Source organism: Ekhidna sp. (genome assembly GCF_965228795.1).
In the GTDB taxonomy this organism is placed as follows: Bacteria; Bacteroidota; Bacteroidia; order Cytophagales; family Cyclobacteriaceae; genus Ekhidna.
In genome coordinates this window covers 3,293,177-3,312,898 of sequence record NZ_OZ245839.1, presented here as the reverse complement: position 1 = coordinate 3,312,898, position 19,722 = coordinate 3,293,177, and the positions used below count along the sequence as shown (strand labels likewise).

At 41.0% G+C, this 19,722-nt stretch carries 18 protein-coding genes; 10 read left to right on the top strand and 8 right to left on the bottom strand.

The features are described from left to right. Window position 1: 1 nt before the first annotated feature. The gene (locus tag ACQK2H_RS14825) at window positions 2-454 is read left to right on the top strand and encodes a hypothetical protein (RefSeq protein WP_425392155.1); all 453 of its coding nucleotides are present in this window, start codon (window positions 2-4) and stop codon (window positions 452-454) included. Between the two features lie 48 nt (window positions 455-502). Here ACQK2H_RS14825 and ACQK2H_RS14820 read toward each other — a convergent pair whose 3' ends face one another. After that, the gene (locus ACQK2H_RS14820; protein ID WP_425392154.1) at window positions 503-1,339 is read right to left on the bottom strand and encodes a M57 family metalloprotease; all 837 of its coding nucleotides are present in this window, start codon (window positions 1,337-1,339) and stop codon (window positions 503-505) included. Window positions 1,340-1,588: 249 nt separating this feature from the next. Here ACQK2H_RS14820 and ACQK2H_RS14815 point away from each other — a divergent pair, with 249 nt between their 5' ends. The 4 genes from ACQK2H_RS14815 (at window position 1,589) to ACQK2H_RS14800 (ending at window position 7,112) form a co-directional block, all read left to right on the top strand. Continuing rightward, on the top strand, window positions 1,589-4,360 hold the full coding sequence (locus ACQK2H_RS14815; protein WP_425392153.1) for a S8 family peptidase: 2,772 nt from the start codon (window positions 1,589-1,591) through the stop codon (window positions 4,358-4,360). 158 nt (window positions 4,361-4,518) lie between these two features. After that, complete coding sequence (locus ACQK2H_RS14810; RefSeq protein WP_425392152.1) at window positions 4,519-5,151, top strand: RNA polymerase sigma factor; 633 nt, start codon at window positions 4,519-4,521, stop codon at window positions 5,149-5,151. Then, a complete protein-coding gene (locus ACQK2H_RS14805) occupies window positions 5,141-5,929 on the top strand; it encodes an anti-sigma factor family protein (RefSeq protein ID WP_425392151.1) in 789 nt (262 codons plus the stop codon). Before ACQK2H_RS14810 ends, ACQK2H_RS14805 begins: the two co-directional genes overlap by 11 nt. 34 nt (window positions 5,930-5,963) lie before the next feature. Continuing rightward, on the top strand, window positions 5,964-7,112 hold the full coding sequence (locus ACQK2H_RS14800) for a hypothetical protein (protein ID WP_425392150.1): 1,149 nt from the start codon (window positions 5,964-5,966) through the stop codon (window positions 7,110-7,112). 66 nt (window positions 7,113-7,178) lie between these two features. Here the strand turns inward: ACQK2H_RS14800 and ACQK2H_RS14795 are convergent, their stop codons facing one another. Further along, the gene (locus ACQK2H_RS14795) at window positions 7,179-7,514 is read right to left on the bottom strand and encodes a single-stranded DNA-binding protein (RefSeq protein ID WP_425392149.1); all 336 of its coding nucleotides are present in this window, start codon (window positions 7,512-7,514) and stop codon (window positions 7,179-7,181) included. Between the two features lie 180 nt (window positions 7,515-7,694). On the opposite strand from ACQK2H_RS14795, the gene ACQK2H_RS14790 reads away from it, so the two are divergent. Both ACQK2H_RS14790 and ACQK2H_RS14785 read left to right on the top strand, forming a co-directional pair. Beyond that, window positions 7,695-8,051 (top strand): hypothetical protein, encoded by a 357-nt coding sequence (locus tag ACQK2H_RS14790; RefSeq protein ID WP_425392148.1) that lies wholly within the window; start codon window positions 7,695-7,697, stop codon window positions 8,049-8,051. Between the two features lie 69 nt (window positions 8,052-8,120). Next, window positions 8,121-8,360 (top strand): CDGSH iron-sulfur domain-containing protein, encoded by a 240-nt coding sequence (locus tag ACQK2H_RS14785; RefSeq protein ID WP_425392147.1) that lies wholly within the window; start codon window positions 8,121-8,123, stop codon window positions 8,358-8,360. Between the two features lie 3 nt (window positions 8,361-8,363). On the opposite strand, the gene ACQK2H_RS14780 is transcribed toward ACQK2H_RS14785, so the two are convergent. Further along, window positions 8,364-8,777, bottom strand: a complete 414-nt coding sequence (locus tag ACQK2H_RS14780; protein ID WP_425392146.1) for a hypothetical protein — start codon at window positions 8,775-8,777, stop codon at window positions 8,364-8,366. Between the two features lie 298 nt (window positions 8,778-9,075). On the opposite strand from ACQK2H_RS14780, the gene ACQK2H_RS14775 reads away from it, so the two are divergent. The 3 genes from ACQK2H_RS14775 to ACQK2H_RS14765 all read left to right on the top strand — a co-directional run bounded on the left by ACQK2H_RS14775 (window position 9,076) and on the right by ACQK2H_RS14765 (window position 14,711). Next, a complete protein-coding gene (locus ACQK2H_RS14775) occupies window positions 9,076-12,912 on the top strand; it encodes a S8 family serine peptidase (RefSeq protein ID WP_425392145.1) in 3,837 nt (1,278 codons plus the stop codon). Between the two features lie 99 nt (window positions 12,913-13,011). Further along, window positions 13,012-14,253 (top strand): amidohydrolase family protein, encoded by a 1,242-nt coding sequence (locus ACQK2H_RS14770; RefSeq protein ID WP_425392144.1) that lies wholly within the window; start codon window positions 13,012-13,014, stop codon window positions 14,251-14,253. A 5-nt stretch (window positions 14,254-14,258) separates the two neighbouring features. Beyond that, window positions 14,259-14,711, top strand: coding sequence for a methyltransferase family protein (locus ACQK2H_RS14765; protein WP_425392143.1), 453 nt, complete (start codon window positions 14,259-14,261; stop codon window positions 14,709-14,711). Here the strand turns inward: ACQK2H_RS14765 and ACQK2H_RS14760 are convergent, their stop codons facing one another. The 5 genes from ACQK2H_RS14760 to ACQK2H_RS14740 form a co-directional block, all read right to left on the bottom strand. Further along, entirely contained in the window at window positions 14,712-15,113 is a 402-nt protein-coding gene (locus ACQK2H_RS14760; RefSeq protein ID WP_425392142.1) for a RidA family protein, read from the bottom strand. Window positions 15,114-15,121: 8 nt separating this feature from the next. After that, window positions 15,122-16,573 (bottom strand): amidohydrolase family protein, encoded by a 1,452-nt coding sequence (locus tag ACQK2H_RS14755; protein WP_425392141.1) that lies wholly within the window; start codon window positions 16,571-16,573, stop codon window positions 15,122-15,124. Between the two features lie 66 nt (window positions 16,574-16,639). Continuing rightward, window positions 16,640-16,963 carry a hypothetical protein gene (locus ACQK2H_RS14750; protein WP_425392140.1) on the bottom strand — a complete coding sequence of 108 codons (324 nt, stop codon included), beginning with the start codon at window positions 16,961-16,963 and terminating at the stop codon, window positions 16,640-16,642. Between the two features lie 88 nt (window positions 16,964-17,051). Further along, on the bottom strand, window positions 17,052-18,362 hold the full coding sequence (locus ACQK2H_RS14745; RefSeq protein WP_425392139.1) for a T9SS type A sorting domain-containing protein: 1,311 nt from the start codon (window positions 18,360-18,362) through the stop codon (window positions 17,052-17,054). A gap of 13 nt (window positions 18,363-18,375) precedes the next feature. After that, window positions 18,376-19,680, bottom strand: coding sequence for a M20/M25/M40 family metallo-hydrolase (locus tag ACQK2H_RS14740; RefSeq protein WP_425392138.1), 1,305 nt, complete (start codon window positions 19,678-19,680; stop codon window positions 18,376-18,378). Window positions 19,681-19,722: the final 42 nt, after the last annotated feature.

Sequence of the window (19,722 nt, the reverse complement as noted above, 5' to 3'; positions counted from 1 at the left end):
TATGGCAGTTTCAAAATCAGAAGTACACAAAACATGCAAAGATTACCTCGAGAAGAAAATTGAGGATTTGCAAGCAGAATTAGACGCGGTAAGGGAATCGGCAATTGCTGAAACCAAAAGTAGCATGGGAGATAAGTATGAGACTGGGCGAGAGATGATGATGCAAGAGCGGAATCGTCTGGGTAAACAGCTGGACTTACTGACTGATCAACGCATGACATTGGATGCTATTGATGCTGAGAAGCATTGTAGTGAAGTAGCGCATGGGTGCTTGGTTTTTACGGATAAGTCGGTGTTCTTTCTTGGTGCGGCGCTTGGCCAAATCCAGGTAGGAGAGAAGCAGGTTTTTGTTATTTCAGGAAACGCGCCAATCAGCAAAGAAATGGAAGGGAAGAAAGAGGGAGACTCTTTCACTTTTAATGGTGTAATTCACTCCATAGAAAAAATTGAATAAAAAAAGCCGACTCGTTCGAGTCGGCTTTTCTTTGGTGAGGGCCTTTTTTTAGTAAAGGTACTCTAGTGCAGTAATGTCATAGCTTCCGAATTCTCCGTCCTCATTTGCGCTGAAGCAAGCTAGCATAATTGAATTCATGTCTGCTCCTGTAGGAGTTCCAGGAATGTGGATTGCTCCAACACCAGCGCTTCCTTCGTTTCCTCCGGATCCGCAAGAAATTGATCTGTTGAAGTAGTCAGTGTGACGGAATCCAACAGAGTGACCAATTTCATGAGTGATTACGTGCTCAACTACATTGGTTCCGTAATTACTAGTTCCAGACTGAATTTGAACCCACTTGTAAGGCTTGCCACCAGAAGGGAATCCGGCAGAACCTCCACCACCACCACTTACTCTGTAAACAACTATGTCTTTATTACCATAGTTTGTTCCGTAAGAAAGGTTGAAGTTCAGACCGATGTTTAGTCTGTTGTAATTGTTCACAGCCCACTGAAGTGCAGTTCTCATTGTGTTGTCCAGCGCATAAGAACCACCAGTGTAACCGATGATGTCAATGTTGTAATTGCTGGAAGAAACCAATGCACTTGTTCTGTACTGCTCTAGTTGTCCAAAAAAGTCACTGTTTACCATTTCCTGAAGTTGCTCTACAGGCACGAACATATCTTGCTCTAGCAAGTATCCCCTGGTGACTTCACCAGTTAGTTCGTTTTTCTTGTTGATAAGTTCAATGTCACTTACATCGAATCCTATATCAGTAAACTGTGCAAGGACTTCATCTGAAATTTCATTAGCCAAAGGGGCTTCTTCTTCAGATGAACAAGAGGTGAAACCAACTGCCAGGAACATGATTAACACACTCCATAGCGATAAATTTAATCTTCTCATAATAATATTAGGTTAAACATTTTAATGCCAATATAAAAACTATGTTTTAATTTTTAAAAGTAATATTCTATTTTTTTATCAACATTATCACTTGATAAAACAAATATTATTTTGAATAACAAGTTGAAAGTCCAATATTCAATTAAAAAAATTACATTATTGCCAATGTATAACTGAATAAGTTTATTAATCGACGAATATTATTTGCTAGTCGATAATATCTGGTGTTTTATCTAATTTGGCAAACCTATGAGAGGTGTTTTTATAAGCGTATTCCTAATTATTTGGTTTAGTAATATTTCTGCACAAAATCTTAATGGGTGGGATAAGGTTATTCAAAATCAGATGGATGATACAGCCGAACTCAGCGAAGGTTTTTATTTGATTGAGGGGGATGTAAATGAGATAAAGCGAAACCATCGAAACATTCAGATTTTTAAATCCTTTGATGCTCAACATCATGTCGTTCGAATTACAAACTTTTCCAAAACAAGTAGTAAGGTATGGTCACTAAGTGATGTCTGGAAATTAGATGTTGATGAAGCGTCATCCACAAGGTTTTTAGTAGTGGCAGATGGTGAAACAAATACATTGTTTGACTCTTTTGATGTTATTGCTGCTTATCCTTCAAGCAACACCTACTTAATTACAGGGACACTAAGGGATATTAAGGAAAAGCTATTGCCGCGACTTGAAGTATTGCACGTTACAGATAAGACGGTAACGCCAGAATTGGAAAGCAGGGTGATTGATTTGAATCTGAATCCTAATCGGGTCAATAAAATTCATCACTTTTTTCCGGAGCTTGATGGATCATCAGAATTGGTCTCACTAAAAGAAAATAGATTTCAGGAAGATGATATTGACCTAATCAACCGATCTCAGTTCTATGGCTTGGAAAGTGAGTTTATTGACAACCATGCCACCGAAATGGCCACCATTGTTGCTGGTGCCGGCAATTCATTTATTACAGGACGTGGTGTTGCAAATAATGCAACCATTACATCTTCTGATTTTGCGGATGTGATGCCCGATGCTGATCAAACCTATATGGATTTAGGAATTAATGTGCAGAATCATTCCTATGGGATTGAAAGAGTCAATGAATATGGCGTACAGGCACGAGCATATGACTTAAGTGCTTTTAATAATAAATATCTGCTGCATGTCTTTTCAAGTGGGAACGCCGGATTAGAGGTTGCCTCCGATGGGAAATATCAGGGAATAGAAGGGTATGCCAACTTAACCGGGAATATTAAGATGGCAAAAAACACGCTTGTGGTAGGTTCAGTTGATACAGTGGGCAACATGCCTGCATTTGTTTCAAAAGGACCAGCCTACGATGGTAGAGTAAAACCTGATGTGGTGTCATACAGTGTTGTTGGGAGTTCTAATTCTGCTGCACTTGTTTCCGGTATTACTGTATTGTTACAACAGCAATACCGATTGGATAATGGTGGTCAGGATATGCCATCTGCATTGGTAAAAGCATTATTAATAAATGGGGCTGATGATGTTGGTCCTGAAGGAGTAGATTTTTTGACAGGTTATGGTAGTGTGAATGCATGGAATAGTTTGCAATCTCTAAAAAACGCACAATACACCTCAGGGTCTATTTCAAATGGTGATACGGATACATTCGTTATCAATATCCCAGAGGATGCCAAAAACCTAAAGGTCACATTAGCTTGGGTTGACCCGGCAGCAAATATCGGTGATTTTAAAGCGTTAGTGAACGATCTTGATATGAGATTGGATGATGGTACAACTAAAACTTTGCCATGGATTTTAGATCCTAGTCCTAATATATCCTCCTTATCTAGTCAAGCGATACGTGGAATAGATACCTTAAATAATGTAGAGCAGGTCACCATTGATGATCCTGCAATTACCTATACTATTGAAATTGAAGCTTCATCAATCATGTCAAATCAGGAATATTTTCTGGTCTGGCAATATGATATCAATAATCAGTTCGAATGGGATTATCCAACGGGTAGTGATAACATGCCTTATAATGGAGAGACAGGTTCTTATTTTAGATGGTCGACTACCATAGAAGGAACGGGGGAGTTAAGCTATACAACTGATGGAATTAACTGGACAGAACTTGCAGATGACATTGATCTTACAAAAGGATACTGGAGGTGGAATAGCCCACCTGAAATTAATGATGCAGTTAAAGCCCGAATGGTCGTAGGTGAGGAAACGTATGAGACAGATACATTCACTGTTTCAGTCCCATTCAAGGCATTTGTGGGGTTTAACTGCGCGGATTCGTTAATGCTTAGGTGGAATCCTTCAGAAAATGCTACCAATTATATTGTTTCTTTTCTTGGAGATAAAAACCTGGAGGAGCTAACCAGTACCACAGATACTTTATTAATTGTGTCTCAAGCATCACTTCTGAGAGATACTCGTATTTCTATTCAGCCGGTTTTGGATGGGGGCAAACAGCTTTTACGAACACCAACTTTTGATTTTACACGACAAGGGGTCGAGTGTTATGTTATGTCTTTTTTTCAAACGGTTGCCTTAGACACAGGCATATTTCTGAATTTATCTTTAGGAACAACATACGGAGTAAAAGAAGTAGCTCTGGAACGTTTTAATTCAAGCGGCTATACATTGCTTGAAACTATAACAGACCTTACCGATGAGGTTAAATACCTTGATGACGAGCCCGTTCAGGGATATAATGAACATCGGGCCATCATTCGATTTATAAATGGAGAAGAATTGGTGTTGAATTCCGGTTCTCTATTTTACTTAACAGAAATTCCGTTAAGAATTTTCCCAAATCCAGTTCAGGAAGGAGAGCCACTGTTTATTATAACTAAGCCCTTCGAAGACCGAACACCACTCCTTGAAATTATTGATAGTCATGGCGCTCTTGTTCATAAACAAGAGGTATTTGGTTCGCAGGGTGTTATCCCTACAGGAGGCATTCAGCCAGGAATCTATTACTATCGGTTAAAAGCAGATGGTAAAGAATATACCGGAAGAATTCTTGTGCGTTAGATTTAAACGGATCACTTAATTTTAAGTGTTTGATTATCAATTAGTTTGGATGAAACTTATTTTTTTTAATGCTTTCCAAAACTTTTTTTGGGGTAGCTTCATCTTAAAGGAAACCAAGCCAAGATGAAGAAAACCTATCCACAAAATAGCTGGTACCAATGCAAGTCAATCAGGTAGCTTATAATATGATAAATGCAGATGATCTGATTGAGCGCGCCAGGGCCGGGGATGAGCATTCATTCAATCAGCTTGTTGGATTATGGTATAAGCGTATATATAACTATGCTTATAAGCAGTGTTCGGTGGAAGAGATTGCTTCGGATATTACTCAAAGGACATTTATTGCAGTTTTTAGGAATCTCAAGAAGCTCAAAGATGTCGGAAGCTTTAAGCCGTGGATATACAGAATTGCAACAAACTACTGCCACGAAGAGGGACGGAAAATGTCTAGAGCAAGAACAGTTCCTTTCACTATGTCAACAAGTGAAGATGGTCACACTTCGATAAAAGAAGAAGGGTATGCAGAAGGAAGGTTCTTTAACCCGGAGCAACACTATCGTCAGAAAGAGTTGGAGGTGGTGCTGCTTCAATGTTTAGAGCAACTCACTAAAGATCAGCGTACTGTCATCATTATGAAAGAATATGAAGGTATGAAGTTCAGGGAAATAGCCGAGGTGCTGGATACTTCTGAGAATACTGTAAAGACGTGGCTGTATCGAGGATTGAAGCAATTGAAGAGTCATTTAGAAGAAAATAGAATTACAAAAGAAACACTAGGTTATGAGCAATAAACCGGAAGAATCAAAACTGATAGCTTACTTATATGGCGAGCTAAATGAAGTAGAAAGAAGGGAGGTTGAGGATTATCTTTCAGGTAATAAAGATGCTCAATCTGAACTGCATGAATTGAGGTCCACACTTGGTATCATAAGAAATCTTGAAGATAAAGAAGTCGAGGTTCCCGCTTTCACCTTTCAAAATGCTAAGAATGTAATTGCTGTAGGTCATGAGGGTAAGTGGTGGAGAATACCTTTATCCATAGCGGCAAGTATTGCTTTGATAATGACCGCTGCATACTTCACAGATTTCAGATTCTCTTCCGGAGAAAGTGGTATCCAGATAGCGTTTGGTAAGATTGAAGAAGCTAAGGATGAAAGGTTTACAAAATCCGAAGTGGATCAAATGATCACTATAGCTCTAGAAAATAATAATCAACTAATTAATCAAAAATTAGAACAAACTAAGAGTGATTTAATAGCAGAGGCAGGCACCTATGAACCTGCTGTTGATCAAAGACTACTAAATGATTACATCGATCGATTGCGAAGGTATAATGCAGAAACAATTGGTGGGCTTTTGGAAGAATCCGAAACTGAACAGCGAAGGTATACCGATCAGGTAATTCAGGACCTTGCCATTTTTATGGATCTTCAGAGGCAAGATGATATGGAAATCATTCAGGCAAGAATTGAAAATCTTTCTGAAGATACTGAAAGATTTAACAGACAAACGGGTCAGATCCTGACCAGTCTGTTATCAGATGAAACTCAAAATGACAATCAGTATTAAAATAAAAAGGACTATAATGAATATTAAGATGAATATGATAAACAGAGTTATGATGCTTTGCTGCTTTATTGCAGTGACATTTCTGAGCAGCGCCCAAGAGATTGATGTAGAACGAATGACAAGGGACCTCAAGATTGCGGAAGATATACTCGGTACCCTGTCCGAGCAAGATAGCCGGGTGTTTTACCACGATAATATTGAAAGCAATTATGTGCCTGATTATGGTGTAGTTTTTACCATTCCAATGAAGCCATTTGTGTTTAAATCCACAGGAAGTGGGAGAGTCGCTTATTCAACAAGTGGCAGTGGCGTAACCATTATTGATTCACGAGTAAGAAGGGACGATAGAGAGCGCAGGGATAAAGAAGATGGTGCCAGTGTGACTGTAGATGTGGTGCCTGATGATGAGGAGGATGTGAATGTCGATAAGTCCAAAATAATGGAGGAGATGGAAGCAGAGACTCGTGAACAGATCACAACCTTCCTGGCCGATTATGCCGATTTGATTGGACAATTGAAGCCAAGTGATCGGATCGTGGTGCAAACCAAGAATAGGAATGACGTTTACATTTTTAAATCAAGTGGCAGCAATAAGACCTCAGGCGGCATGTCAGCTCAGGTATTAAAAAGTGATATTTCAGCCTATAAGCAAGGAAAAATCAACAGAGACTCCTTTATCGGCAAAATCGAATTTTCCGACGGAGGCGAAGAAGTGGCCAAAGATGTTGAGCTTTTTGCCACCATATTTTCAAGGCTTTACGAACCGGATCTTTCTTCTACCTACTATCTATCGTCTCGTCGTATTGCATATAATAGATTGAAGAATATGGGAGTTACTTTCAGTCTGAAATTTTACTCTTCTACTAGTGATGGAGGCATTCACACAATACGAACTACGGGCGAGACAGGACTGACTCAGGAAGAAAGAGACGAAAAAGTCAATGCGATGTATCCGGAGTTTGAGAAATCTTTTAAAGAAAACCTCCTGGACTATGGACGCACCATCAGGAGTCTTGACTCTGATGAGATGTTGATTTTTAAAGTAAGATTAACAGAATGCAGAGGGTGTGAGATGCCGAAAGAAATAAAGGTTTCAGTTAAGATGAAAACATTGGAAGATTTTGATAAAGGTTCATTGTCAAGGAGCAAGGCCCTTGATCAAATCAAAATCACAAAGAGTTAAAATTTGATTTAAAAAAGCAAAGCCCGGTCATTTCGATGATCGGGCTTTTGTTTGTGATGGTTTTTCTTAATCTTTTTTACCCATCATTAGGAGCTCATTCATGTTGATCTCTGTGATGTATTTTTTAATACCATCTTTTTCATATGAGCGATTGATAAGCTTACCCTCAAGTGCAATCTCACTTCCTTTGTTGAGGTAGTTTTCAACCACGTCAGCTTTTTTACCCCATACCACTATGTTGTGCCACTGTGTGTCGGTTACCTTCTCGCCCTTGTTATTGTAATACGTTTCGTTGGTTGCAAGGGAGAAGGTTGCCATCTTTTTTCCGCTTTCAAAAGTTCTTACTTCTGGTTCGTTACCTAATCTACCAATTAGTTGTACGCTGTTTTTTAAACTTGTCATGATAATAAAATTTTAAATTGTTAATGATTCACCTGTTGGTAGATGAATTTGTCGTTTGACGATGGCAAAGGTTGGATAGGGGTGTATTTCGATTCGGTTTTTAAATATTTGTAGTCATTTATTATCCGTTTGTAGTCGTTTGTAATTGGATTTATTGCTGTAAATCAATACTTTAGAAATATGGAAAATAGAGAATGTCCCGAATGCGGAAGACCTGTTCACGGTCGGATTGATAAAAAATTTTGCTCGGATGCATGTAGGAATGCCTATAATAATAAGGCAAATTCAGCGGTGACTAACTACATGCGAAATGTGAATAATGTTCTGGCTAAAAACCGGAGAATCTTATCGGAATTGAACCCGGATGGTAAGAAGAAAACACATAGGGATAAGTTGTTAAAAAAGGGGTTTGACTTTGATTTTTATACCAACAGCTATACCACTAAGGCAGGAGATACTTATAGGTTTTGCTATGAGCAGGGTTACCTGCTGCTGGATGAGGGGTTCGTATTACTTGTGGAAAGAAGAGAAGAATAAATCCACTGTACAAATGAACAAAATCGGTACGTTCTTTCTTATATATAAGAACCAACCAAAAGAACCTATATGTCTCAATCAGTAATCGCCGCTAAGGAACCAATGGCTTTTGATGTAGAGGAAGGTAAGACCTATGCGTGGTGCGCATGTGGTAAGTCTTCCAATCAGCCGCTATGTGATGGCTCCCATGCAGGCACCTCACTCTCACCAAAAGTATTTAAAGCAGAAGAATCCAAGACGCTATACCTCTGCATGTGCAAGCAGACGAGTAATCCGGCACTTTGTGATGGTAGTCATAAATCGCTGTGATACTTACCAAGTTGCATGATCAATATTAGCGTCAATGACAGTCGTGGAATCCTGTACGATTTCAAAAGGGTTGCAGTAGCACTGATCGGGACACTGAATCACATCACAAATTACACGTTCTTCATCGCGCAGGAATAAGCTGTAGGTTCCCGGATCGAGCTTGATTTTATATTCACCCAGCTCATTCGATTTGACACTATCTATAATCAATGCATTTTCAAACTTCTCACTTAAAGAGGTTATATATATAGTTGTGGAATGAGGTTTTGGCTCACAGGGTGGAGTACCCGGTGATGGCATACAGTTTCCTTCATAAATACCAATAAACCCTTTTAATAAACCCTTCCCATCAGGCGTGTTTTGAGCAGCGCATGAGTAGGAAATAAGAAGTAGCAAAAGCAGGGTTTTGTATGTCATTTTTATCATTGGATTCCGCTGATTATTTTTCAATTTATAGAAATTCATCTACACTATTCGTTCATTCGTCGACAGAACGAAACATTTATTATCATTTGATAATCCATTTTAATCTTATGTATGTACAACTATTTTTTAGATATGTAATAAAAATATAATTTTAAAATATATAATTCTATAAAATTGTAAAATACAGAATATAATACCGATTCTATATTTTAAGGACAAAGCTTGTTGGAAGTCCGGGAAAAATCCCGTTATATTCGTCGGATTAATTAGTAACCTAGATCGTTTTATTATGAGAAGAAACAAGCGACAGGTTAAGGCATTGTTGCTAGCCTTTACCTTGTCCACTACTATGTCTTTTGCCCAGACACTACAGCAGCGGCAAGAGATCAGCAACAAGTATGACCTAACCAAACTTTCACAACTCAAACAAGATTTCCGAGCTAAAGAGGAGCAGCGCAAAGCGCAAGCTATCAACATGGCTTCTTTGAGAGGCTGGGAGATTTTAAAGCCTAATTCTGATGGATCCGTTGATGAATTAGTAGCTGTATCGGCAGACGGTAACCCTATTTATTACTCTATCTATAATGAAGATGCTGCACGCTCTACAAGAGCCGACCATCTGAATATCGGTGGGTCCCTTGGGTTGAGTCTGGATGGTCAAAACATGACAGCCCATGTATGGGATGGCGGACCAACACGTAATACACACCAGGAATTTGATGGTCCGGGTGGTAACAATCGAGTGACTACCAATGATGGTGTTACAGGTTTGAATGGAAATAGCTTCCACGCTCAGCACGTAACCGGAACAATTGTAGCTTCGGGAGTACAGCCAGCTGCAAAGGGTATGGCTCCTCAGGCGAGAGCATTAACCCATGATTGGAACAATGACCTTTCGGAGGCTACATCTGAAGCCGCAAGCGGAATGCTTCTTTCTAACCATTCCTATGGTTACAGAGCAAGTCTTGTACCTGATTGGTATTTTGGAGCATATCTTGATGAGTCCAGAGACTGGGACAACCTGATGTACAATTCGCCTTACTACCTAATGGTGGTAGCAGCTGGTAACGATGGTAACGACAATTCTTCAAACGGCAACCCGCTAGCGGGTCAATCTTCGTTTGATAAGCTTACCGGCCATTCAACTGCTAAAAACAACATGGTGGTTGCCAATGGACAGGATGCCAATGTAAACAATGATGGTTCTTTCAATTCTGTTGTGATCAATAGCAGTAGTAGTGAAGGACCTACCGACGATTACCGTATTAAACCGGATATAACCGGAAATGGAACAGGCGTGTATTCTACGTATGACAATAGTGATGTAGCGTACAATTCTATTTCAGGTACGTCTATGGCGTCTCCTAACGTAACTGGTACGCTTTTGCTTTTACAGCAACATTACAACAATCTTAATGGTTCTTTCATGAGAGCTGCTACGCTTAAAGGCTTAGCCCTACACACAGCTGATGATGCCGGTATTTCTGGTCCTGACGTTGTTTATGGCTGGGGACTTTTAAATGCTAAAGCTGCTGCAGAGGCCATTTCTGATAATGGAAGCGGAGCAATCATTGATGAGCTTTCGCTCTCTAATGGCGGTTCTTATACTTTGAATGTAGATTCTGATGGAAGCAGCCCGCTGATTGCATCCATTTCATGGACAGACCCAGCAGGAACAGCTAATACTGGAACTGCAAACCAAACTACTCCGGTATTGGTAAATGACCTTGATATCCGCGTGACTAAAGGTGGTACCACTTATAACCCTTACAGACTTACCGGAATAAATTCAAATGGAACCGGAGACAATAATGTAGATCCTTATGAGCGAGTAGATGTATCAGGGGCTTCCGGGTCTTATACAATTACTGTTACGCACAAAGGGTCTCTTTCAGGTGGAAGCCAAAACTTTTCACTTGTAGTTACAGGTGTAACAGGTACTCCTCCTGTTTGTAATGCAACTACTCCTACTGGTTTAACTCCTTCCGGAGTTGGTCAGACTTCAGCTAACTTAAGCTGGAACTCCGTGGCTGGTGCATCATATGATGTGCGATACAGACCTATCGGAGGAAGCTGGACAACTGTAAGTGTTGGTGGTACGTCTACTACATTAACAGGTCTATCATCTGATACGAATTATGAGGCTCAGGTTAGAAGTGAGTGTCCTGACAACTCTACTTCATCATACTCAAGCTCAGTAAACTTTACTACAAGTTCAAGCAACTGTACAGGTGGAGTTTCATCTTATCCTTACAGTGAAAGCTTTGAGAATACATTAGGAGCATGGAGTCAGTCTAGTGCTGATGATATAAACTGGACAGTAGATGCCAATGGAACACCTTCCAGCGGAACGGGTCCTTCTAGTGCTACGGATGGTTCTTACTATATCTACATGGAAGTTTCCGGAAACGGAACTGGTTATCCTAATAAGCGTGCGATCTTAAACTCACCTTGTTTTGATCTGACCGGTGAATCCGGAGCGAACATCACATTTGATTACCACATGACAGGTAATGCTGTTGGCACAATTGACCTTGAAGCAAGTGCTGATAATGGTGCTAGCTGGAGCTCAATCTGGTCTAGATCAGGTGATCAGGGAAGTGCATGGAATGCAGCTGATGTAGACCTTGGAGCTTATGCAGGTGGTACTGTTCTATTGAGATTCAATGGTGTTTCCGGGTCATCGTGGCAGGGAGATATTGCCATTGATAATTTAGAAATCACTGGTGGATCCGGAGCAGATACGCAAGCACCTACTGCTCCTACAGGACTGGCAGCTTCTAACGTAACGCAGACATCTTTAACACTAAGCTGGAATGCTTCTTCTGATAATGTGGGAGTAACCGGCTATGATGTATACCAAGGATCGTCTAACATCGGAACTGTAACTGCAACTTCTGCTAATGTTACCGGGCTTTCAGCAGGCACTTCATATACATTCACTGTGCGAGCAAAAGATGCTGCCGGAAATGTATCCGCTGCTAGCAACGCTGTAAATGTTACTACACAAAGTGCAGGAATGAGTTGTCCGGTTACGGAAACACTTCCATATTCAGAAGGATTTGAGAGTAATGATGGATGGACTCAGGTTACTGGTGATGATGGAAACTGGGTAAGAGATGCTAATGGAACCCCTTCATCAGGAACAGGACCAAGCTCAGCTGTGGAAGGCTCTTACTATATGTTCCTTGAAGCTTCAACAAATGGAAGTCCTGGTCAAATAGGAAGTAATGCTACTGCAATCCTTGAAAGTAACTGCTTTGATCTTTCAGGTGAAAGTGCAGCTACGTTCTCATTCCAGTATCATATGAATGGAAACAATATTGGGTCACTAACTGCACAGGCGTCTACTGATGGCACTAGCTGGTCTAATATCTGGACGATTTCTGGATCACAAGGAAACTCTTGGCAGTCTGCCAATATTGATCTGGCAGCATACCTTGGTGGATCAGTTAAACTTAGAATGGTAGGAACCACTGGTAATGGATGGTCAAGTGATATCGCTATTGATGATCTTTCTGTAACAGCAGGAAGCACCGGTGGCAACACAGATGTTACATTGACTATCGTGCTAGATAACTACCCTGAGGAAACAAGCTGGTCTATCAGAGATGGTGGTACTGTAATCGCTTCAGGTGGTACTTATGGATCTCAGCCTGATGGGTCAACCGTTCAGGAAGTTATTTCCCTGGCTGCCGGCTGCTATGATTTTGTAATCAATGATTCTTACGGTGACGGTATCTGCTGTTCATACGGAAGTGGATCTTATAGCTTAACTGATGGAAGTACTACACTTGCTTCTGGTGGAGCATTTGGATCTAGTGAGACTACTAACTTCTGTGTGGGTGGAGCTACATCCTCTTATGCGGTTCAGTCCTCTTTCTCAGAAGGCGAAGCAGTTAGCGTAAGCATGTATCCTAACTACAGAGTGTCTGATAAACTGACCATTGCTTCTACAAGAGATGAGACTTCTTATGCAATCACTAACCTAAACGGACAGGTGATTAGAAGAGGTGAAATCACTGGTGATAAAGTAGATGTTAGCGATCTGAACTCAGGAATGTATATGATCAATCTTGTTGATGCGGGTGGTAAAACCATCATCAAGAAATTTGTAAAAGAATAACTTAAACCTAACCTAATCGAAAGCCCTGTCTGCCATGCGGATGGGGCTTTTTGTTTGTGGTAAGCACTAATAGGACGTATCTTGAAAAAAAATTGAGTCATGCGATCAATACTATACCTCACGCTAGTGCTAGCTGTTGTAATTAGCAGTGCTCAGCGAATTAAAATTACCGCTGAACGACTGTTTGATGGAAAGGCAATGAAATCCGATTGGGGTGTGATTGTCGAGCAAAATGTGATTGTAGAAATAGGTCCCGCAGATAAATTAGGAGCGGCTGATCAAGCGTTCAATTATCCGGATGGAACCATCATGCCGGGCATGATTGAGGGGCATTCGCATGTATTGCTTTATCCTTATAATCAAATGGACTGGAATGATCAGGTACTGAAAGAATCGAGGAGTTTACGTGCGATCAGAGGCGGTCAAGCCGCAACTAAAAACCTCTACGCAGGATTTACAAGCATCAGAGATTTGGGTTCCGAGGGTGCAGGATATGCAGATGTAGCCATTAAGCAAAGCATTGAATTGGGCATTATTGAAGGTCCTAGAATGCTAGTAGCAGGCAGAGCCATTGTAGCAACCGGAAGTTACGGGCCTAAAGGATTTCATCCTGATTTTGATGTTCCATTGGGAGCAGAGCCTGCCGATGGTCAAAACCTGATCACGGTCACCAGAGATCAGATAGGGAAGGGGGTAGATTTCATCAAAGTATATGCTGACTATCGATGGGGGCCGAATGAAGAAGCCATGCCGACCTTTTCATTGGAAGAGCTCAAAATGATTGTAGAAACTGCAGCAAGCAGCGGCAGGGTGGTAGTTGCTCACGCAGCAACTGAAGAAGGAATGCGAAGAGCAACCTTAGCCGGCGTACAAACCATCGAGCATGGAACAGGTGCTACAGATGAGGTACTTCAGTTGATGAAAGAAAACAATGTGGCTTTATGCCCTACACTTGCTGCTACCCATGCGGTGACCCAATACTTTGACGGGTGGGATACTAGGGACCCGGAACCTGATCGATTAATACAGAAACGGAAAATGTTTGAACGAGCATTGAAGAGTGGGGTAACCATCGTGGCTGGTGGCGATGTGGGTGTGTTTCCACATGGTGAGAACGTTCGTGAACTCGAACTCATGGTTGATTATGGCATGGAAGAGATGGAAGTGCTACAATCTGTGACGTCCGTCAATGCAAATGTATTTGGCTTAGAAAAATTGGGTGAGTTGAAGAAAGATTACCTGGCTGATATTATTGTAGTCAATGGTGATCCATCCAAAACGATCTCAAACCTTTACAATATTCAGCTTGTGATGAAAGACGGCAAGCTTTATAAAAATTGATTTACATGAAACTTAAGATACCTCCTGTTGTCATTTTCTTTTTAGCTATTGGAATCATTTTTGGAGCTCATTATCTGTGGCCAGAATATTCCTATCAGTTTAGCTATCAAACCCTTGTGTCCAGACTATTTCTAGCGGTGGGAGTCCTTGTTGCATTTTCGGGAATCATCACTTTTCGGATGAAGGGAACAACGGTCGATCCACTGCATCCTGACAAAGCAAGCGCCTTGGTTACTTCAGGCGTTTATCGATATACAAGAAACCCCATGTATTTAGGGATGGCTCTTGTTGTTTTAGGTGGGATTATAAGAATTGGAAATCCGATAGGTGTTTTAGGAGTCATCTTCTTCATTTGGTACATTGATCGCTTTCAGATCCGCCCCGAGGAAGAGTCACTTACCAAGTTATTCGGTGAAGAATATCTGCGGTTTTGTGGGCAGGTGAGGAGGTGGATATAACTAAATAACCGCCTGAGCCTCTATTTCAATCATAAATTCTTTATTAGCCAATCCCTGAACATTCAACCACGTGCTTGCAGGAGGATTTTCAGTTCCGAAATATTCTTTGAGAATGTTACTAATGATCGGACTCTCCTTTTCCTGATAGTTGACAATGTATATTCTCAGCATCGTAACATTTTCAAGGGTTCCGCCAGCTGCTTCGATTGCTGTTTGTAAATTTTTGATCGATTGACGTGTTTGAGATTCCAGATCGTTCTTACCTACTATATTCCCATCTTCATCCCACGCTACTTGTCCGGATAGAAACACAAATTTCCCAGGACGAGCAACCACTATTTGAGAAAATCCAAAGTCGCGTGTATCAACCAGTGAATCTGGATTTAGGCATTCTTTTTTCATGTCAGGTCTTATTCTAAACTTAGTTGATTTAGTTTCTCATTCAAGTCGCTTCTATCAAGATAATTCCCTTGCTTTATCACAGCATGGATCTGACGCGTGTTGTTAATGTCTTCCAGTGGATTTGCATCTAGAATGACCAGGTCAGCCCACATGTTTTCTTTGATTGATCCAAGCACATCTTCCATATTGAAATACTTTGCCGGATTTATTGTTGCAGTTTTGATTGCGTCTAAGGGTGAAAGACCTGCTTGCACCAATACATTCAATTCTTCATGCAAACTCAATCCGGGAGTCAAAAACAAGATTGGACAGTCTGTACCAGCCATGATGGTAATACTTGATTCGTGAACCTTCCCTGCCATATTAATCATCCAGACAGTGTAGGTACTTCTGAAATCAGAAATTGGCATTTCAAGAATTCTTTCGATGCTTTCGTTCCAATTCTGTTCAATGTGATCCGGTAGATATTCAAAACTCTTTTGCCACGAACTGTCTGCAAAATACCTTCTGGTCATAGCGGTATTCAATGTCAGGGTAGGGATTTGCCACGTTTCGTTTTTAGCCAGTACTTCTAATACTTTATTCGCTTGATTTTCGTCGTAATTTTCTATGGCTACCTGGCGCTGAGCCTGATGAATCCGAGATCGCAGTATTCCCCCAGGATCATTTTTTCCTTCGGCTAGTAATCTTTTACGCTGTTGCAATAATTCTTCAGCGTTGGATGCGCAAGATAACTCCAGGTTACGCATGTGCTCCATGCTATTCAGTCCGGCATTTGACGCACTGATTACATCCATGCTCAAGGGTACATGACCGGTTACTTTTAACCCCTTTTCTCTACCGAGACTAGTTACTGTTGCAAATTGCTCTGGAGTAAGCATCTCATAGGCCTTAAGTAAGTCTACTCCCATGCTGTCCATTTCATTGACTTTTTTCCTTACATCTTCAACTGTATTAAGACCAACAGAAAGTGGCGGTCTGCTCGGATCACTGCCATCGTACACATTGGGAATACCATCCAGCAGGGGCCCGGCAATCATTACTCGTGGAGTGGTGGTGGGGTTAGCCATTGATTTTTGTTTCCATTGATTGACAAATGCGATTTCCCCACCGGTATCTCTAACGCTGGTTATCCCATGGGTCAGAAATAAGTCAAACATATCAGGGGCAAGTTCTTCGATGAAGGAGAAATGAACATGCGCATCCCACAATCCGGGTATCATGTATTTTCCTGTACCGTCTATGATACTGTTTTCATCCGATAGATTGAGTGAGTTGGTTGGTGAGATTTTGAAGATTTTACCGTTCTTCAGGATGACTGTTTGATTCTCTTTAGCTCCATCCACAGGATCGATAGTAGTGATGTTTTCAATGCATAGTGCGTCATAGTACCGCACAGTGGATTGACACGATGTAATGAGGATAATGGCTAAATAGAATAGAGGGGTAATTCTGTTCATGGTGTAGATTAGGTTTATCTGTTATTCAGACAAACAAGATAATAAATAACTTAGCCATCACAGCTTCTAATACCTTGGAGCATCCATTGATAGTTCTTTTCTAAGCTCAGGGAACTTCTTAAAAAAGTCTTTGGCTTGTTGATCCGTTTTGAAAGTAGTCTGAAACTCACCTTGACTATGTACTAAATGCAGTCTCATGAAAATGGATTTCAAACTTCTCACCTGAACTTTGAGTAGTACTTCTTCATAGGTGAAGTTGTTGTTGTACATCTCATGCATTTCATGTCTTTCTGGTAGCGGTAGTTCATGCTCATCCAGCAATTCTTTTACCCGCTCTGCCCACGGTCTGTAAGAAACCCCTCCTTGTCTGTTTGAATTGATGTACTTCACATGGCGAAGATAGGGTAATACTAAAAATATTAGTAAATATGTCTCATTAAGTTATCAACATCTAGACAGAAGAATTAGCTGCTATTTTTCAATTTTTCAGAAAGCTAATTTGTATGACGTTATTTTTTTCATCAGTCAGCAAAAGGTGATAAATGCCTGTGGGCAGGTGCCTGACTTTAATGTCAATTTTCTTATCAAATTTTCCTTGTTGATGCGCTACTATCTTCCCGGTTAAGTCAACTATTTGAACCGAATGAAATGTAGCAGTTGATTTTCCGAAAGCGATGTTTAAGACGTCATCAACAGGATTAGGGAATACCTGAATATGTGTCTGATTTTGATGAGTACCTAATGGTCCACAAGTTGGGAAAGTGCCATCTTCTTCATGAAAAATGCCTTTATCTACATACCAGTCATGCCATGTTCCACCTTTGCCGGACAGCCAGTCATTCAGATTAAAATAGCTAGAGCCATTGGCAGTACCTTTTACTGCATACACTTTAAGCGCTGAGCCATTTTTGTTCCAATCAAGTGGTGTGGAGGATTTAATTACTTCGGGTGAAGGGTTTTCAAGCCGACAATTAACCTGAATGAAATAGGCAATATCATCGTGATCCGGGTCACCAAAAACGCTTGCAATACCTTCGGTATTGATACATACGGCTGTATGCTCTTCACAGGCAATTCCTTTCGCATCCACTCCGTAATCCTCAATCATACGAGCCATGAAGACTACATGTCGTCCTTTCCTAATTGGGTTGTCGTAATGGGTGTCGGTCACGACATCTTGTAGGTAATCCAGATTGATGAAAGCAGTTGAATCCACTGTAACAAATTCATTATATGGATCTGCAAGAGCGAGGGGAGAGGTAATGGTCCCCTTTTCAGCAGAGAAGTAATGACCTCCTAGAATGGCCATGCCGGCACTAGTACCGCCAATAACAATATTTCGGTTTGTAATAGCGATATTGATTAAACTATCGATCTTAGTGTCTCTCCAATAGGAGACGTATTTCCACTGATCACCGCCCGCAAACCAGATAGCTTCTGCTTGTTCGATACGATCATGGATATAAGTTTCGTTATTGGCTGCAGCTTCGTGAAATACGATTGTTTCAACTGAATTTACCTCCATGCCAAGTTCCGAAAAAAGATAATTGTTGTAACCATCACTTCCGGAAGCTCTTAAAACCAGAATGTCTCCACCACTAGCACGCTTCAAAAACCATTTCATGGCTTCATCATTTTCAGATGCACCCCCCATCAAGCATATACCACCAAGTGGAGAGGTAACACGATCTTCCACATTTCCAGTGAAATAGGATGTGTACGATTGAGCCAGAACATGAATGTGTACAAAGCAAATCAGGATGAGGATGGATATGCTATTTCGAAGCATGCTTAAGCTTTTTCTAATCTCTGGTTAATCGATAAATCAAAAGTGCTGCTCGTTGAGTGAGCTCTTCAACCGTCCTTAAGTCTAAATACTCTTCTGGAGTATGTGCACCACGCCCCATCGTACCTAATCCATCGATTCCACTGACGAATTCAGCTACAAATGAAATGTCTGCTGCGCCTCTTCTTCCGGGATCCCATGCTTCCACAGGCCCATGACCCATATCCTGACTTACTTCGCTCAATACTTCGAGAACTTCTTTATTGCCTTCAGTTGGTGGCATGGCAGGGTAGCTATCGATGAAGGATATTTCTGCACTGGTTTGTGGTAGGTTGTTCGCTACTATATCACGCATTTTAGCACGTGCATTTTCTTTTTGCTCTTCGGTGATGAATCGTAAGCCACCGGTGACGATTACTTCCTGGGCAACCACATTGGATTTACCAAAAGCAGTTCCTCTTTCAAGGAGCTTATCAAAGTCAACTTTGGTGCCTCCCAATATAACACCCGGATTGAAGGTTAAGTATTCTTCTCCTTTAACATCTGTGTAGAATTGATGTAGGATTCGTGACGTTTCAAAGATTGCTCCTGCACCCACACGTTCGTTGAAGATACCTGATGAATGGGCACGTTTTCCTTTCACTTTTAACTCCCAACCGCTGGAACCTCTTCGAGCGACTGTAGCATAATTAAATCCGGTGGATGTCTCGAATCCCAAGGCAATATCACTTCGCTGAGCAGCTTCACGAATGTGTTTTCTGCTTTCGCTGATAGGCTTACCTGAAGCTTCCTCGTCACCATGTAATGCTACAATGATCTGGCGGTCATTCAACGCTCCGGCCTCATGCAGTGCTTTTAGGGCATAAAGTATAATCACATTACCACCTTTCATATCATTGGCACCAGGCCCCCAGGCAATGCTGTCTCCTTGCTCTTTCCAAGTTTGGAAGGGACTGTCCTTTGGAAATACCGTATCGAGATGACCTATCAAAAGCAATCGCTTGCCTTTTGATCCTTTATTTTCTACGAAGAGGTGGCCGGCTCTATTCACTTCTTCGGGCATATCGTACCAGGTGGGAGTCATGCCTATTTCTTCAAATTTCTCTTCAAAAGGAACAGCGGCGGCTCTTACCCCTTCAAAGTTCATAGTGCCACTATTGATGTTTACATTTTCTTCCAGGAATTGCATGGCTTCTTCATGATTATCCGAAACGATTTTCATGATCTTTTTTTCTGTTTTGCTAAGCTGGGCGGTGCTTATAAAACAAATACTAAATAACAAGACTGTTAATGTGGAAATGAATAGTGATCGATTCTTCATGTTTATTAGGTTTTGGGTTTCATTAAAAATAACAAACCCGAA

What these genes read in the sequence shown, in the direction of transcription:
- ACQK2H_RS14825 (WP_425392155.1), top strand. Translation starts at nt 2, where the DNA reads ATGGCAGTTTCAAAATCAGAAGTACACAAAACATGCAAAGATTACCTC.
- ACQK2H_RS14795 (WP_425392149.1), bottom strand. Translation starts at nt 7,514, where the DNA reads ATGACAAGTTTAAAAAACAGCGTACAACTAATTGGTAGATTAGGTAAC.
- ACQK2H_RS14740 (WP_425392138.1), bottom strand. Translation starts at nt 19,680, where the DNA reads ATGAAGAATCGATCACTATTCATTTCCACATTAACAGTCTTGTTATTT.
- ACQK2H_RS14755 (WP_425392141.1), bottom strand. Translation starts at nt 16,573, where the DNA reads ATGAACAGAATTACCCCTCTATTCTATTTAGCCATTATCCTCATTACA.
- ACQK2H_RS14770 (WP_425392144.1), top strand. Translation starts at nt 13,012, where the DNA reads ATGCGATCAATACTATACCTCACGCTAGTGCTAGCTGTTGTAATTAGC.
- ACQK2H_RS14760 (WP_425392142.1), bottom strand. Translation starts at nt 15,113, where the DNA reads ATGAAAAAAGAATGCCTAAATCCAGATTCACTGGTTGATACACGCGAC.
- ACQK2H_RS14775 (WP_425392145.1), top strand. Translation starts at nt 9,076, where the DNA reads ATGAGAAGAAACAAGCGACAGGTTAAGGCATTGTTGCTAGCCTTTACC.
- ACQK2H_RS14765 (WP_425392143.1), top strand. Translation starts at nt 14,259, where the DNA reads ATGAAACTTAAGATACCTCCTGTTGTCATTTTCTTTTTAGCTATTGGA.
- ACQK2H_RS14790 (WP_425392148.1), top strand. Translation starts at nt 7,695, where the DNA reads ATGGAAAATAGAGAATGTCCCGAATGCGGAAGACCTGTTCACGGTCGG.
- ACQK2H_RS14785 (WP_425392147.1), top strand. Translation starts at nt 8,121, where the DNA reads ATGTCTCAATCAGTAATCGCCGCTAAGGAACCAATGGCTTTTGATGTA.
- ACQK2H_RS14815 (WP_425392153.1), top strand. Translation starts at nt 1,589, where the DNA reads ATGAGAGGTGTTTTTATAAGCGTATTCCTAATTATTTGGTTTAGTAAT.
- ACQK2H_RS14805 (WP_425392151.1), top strand. Translation starts at nt 5,141, where the DNA reads ATGAGCAATAAACCGGAAGAATCAAAACTGATAGCTTACTTATATGGC.
- ACQK2H_RS14780 (WP_425392146.1), bottom strand. Translation starts at nt 8,777, where the DNA reads ATGACATACAAAACCCTGCTTTTGCTACTTCTTATTTCCTACTCATGC.
- ACQK2H_RS14810 (WP_425392152.1), top strand. Translation starts at nt 4,519, where the DNA reads ATGCAAGTCAATCAGGTAGCTTATAATATGATAAATGCAGATGATCTG.
- ACQK2H_RS14820 (WP_425392154.1), bottom strand. Translation starts at nt 1,339, where the DNA reads ATGAGAAGATTAAATTTATCGCTATGGAGTGTGTTAATCATGTTCCTG.
- ACQK2H_RS14745 (WP_425392139.1), bottom strand. Translation starts at nt 18,362, where the DNA reads ATGCTTCGAAATAGCATATCCATCCTCATCCTGATTTGCTTTGTACAC.
- ACQK2H_RS14800 (WP_425392150.1), top strand. Translation starts at nt 5,964, where the DNA reads ATGATAAACAGAGTTATGATGCTTTGCTGCTTTATTGCAGTGACATTT.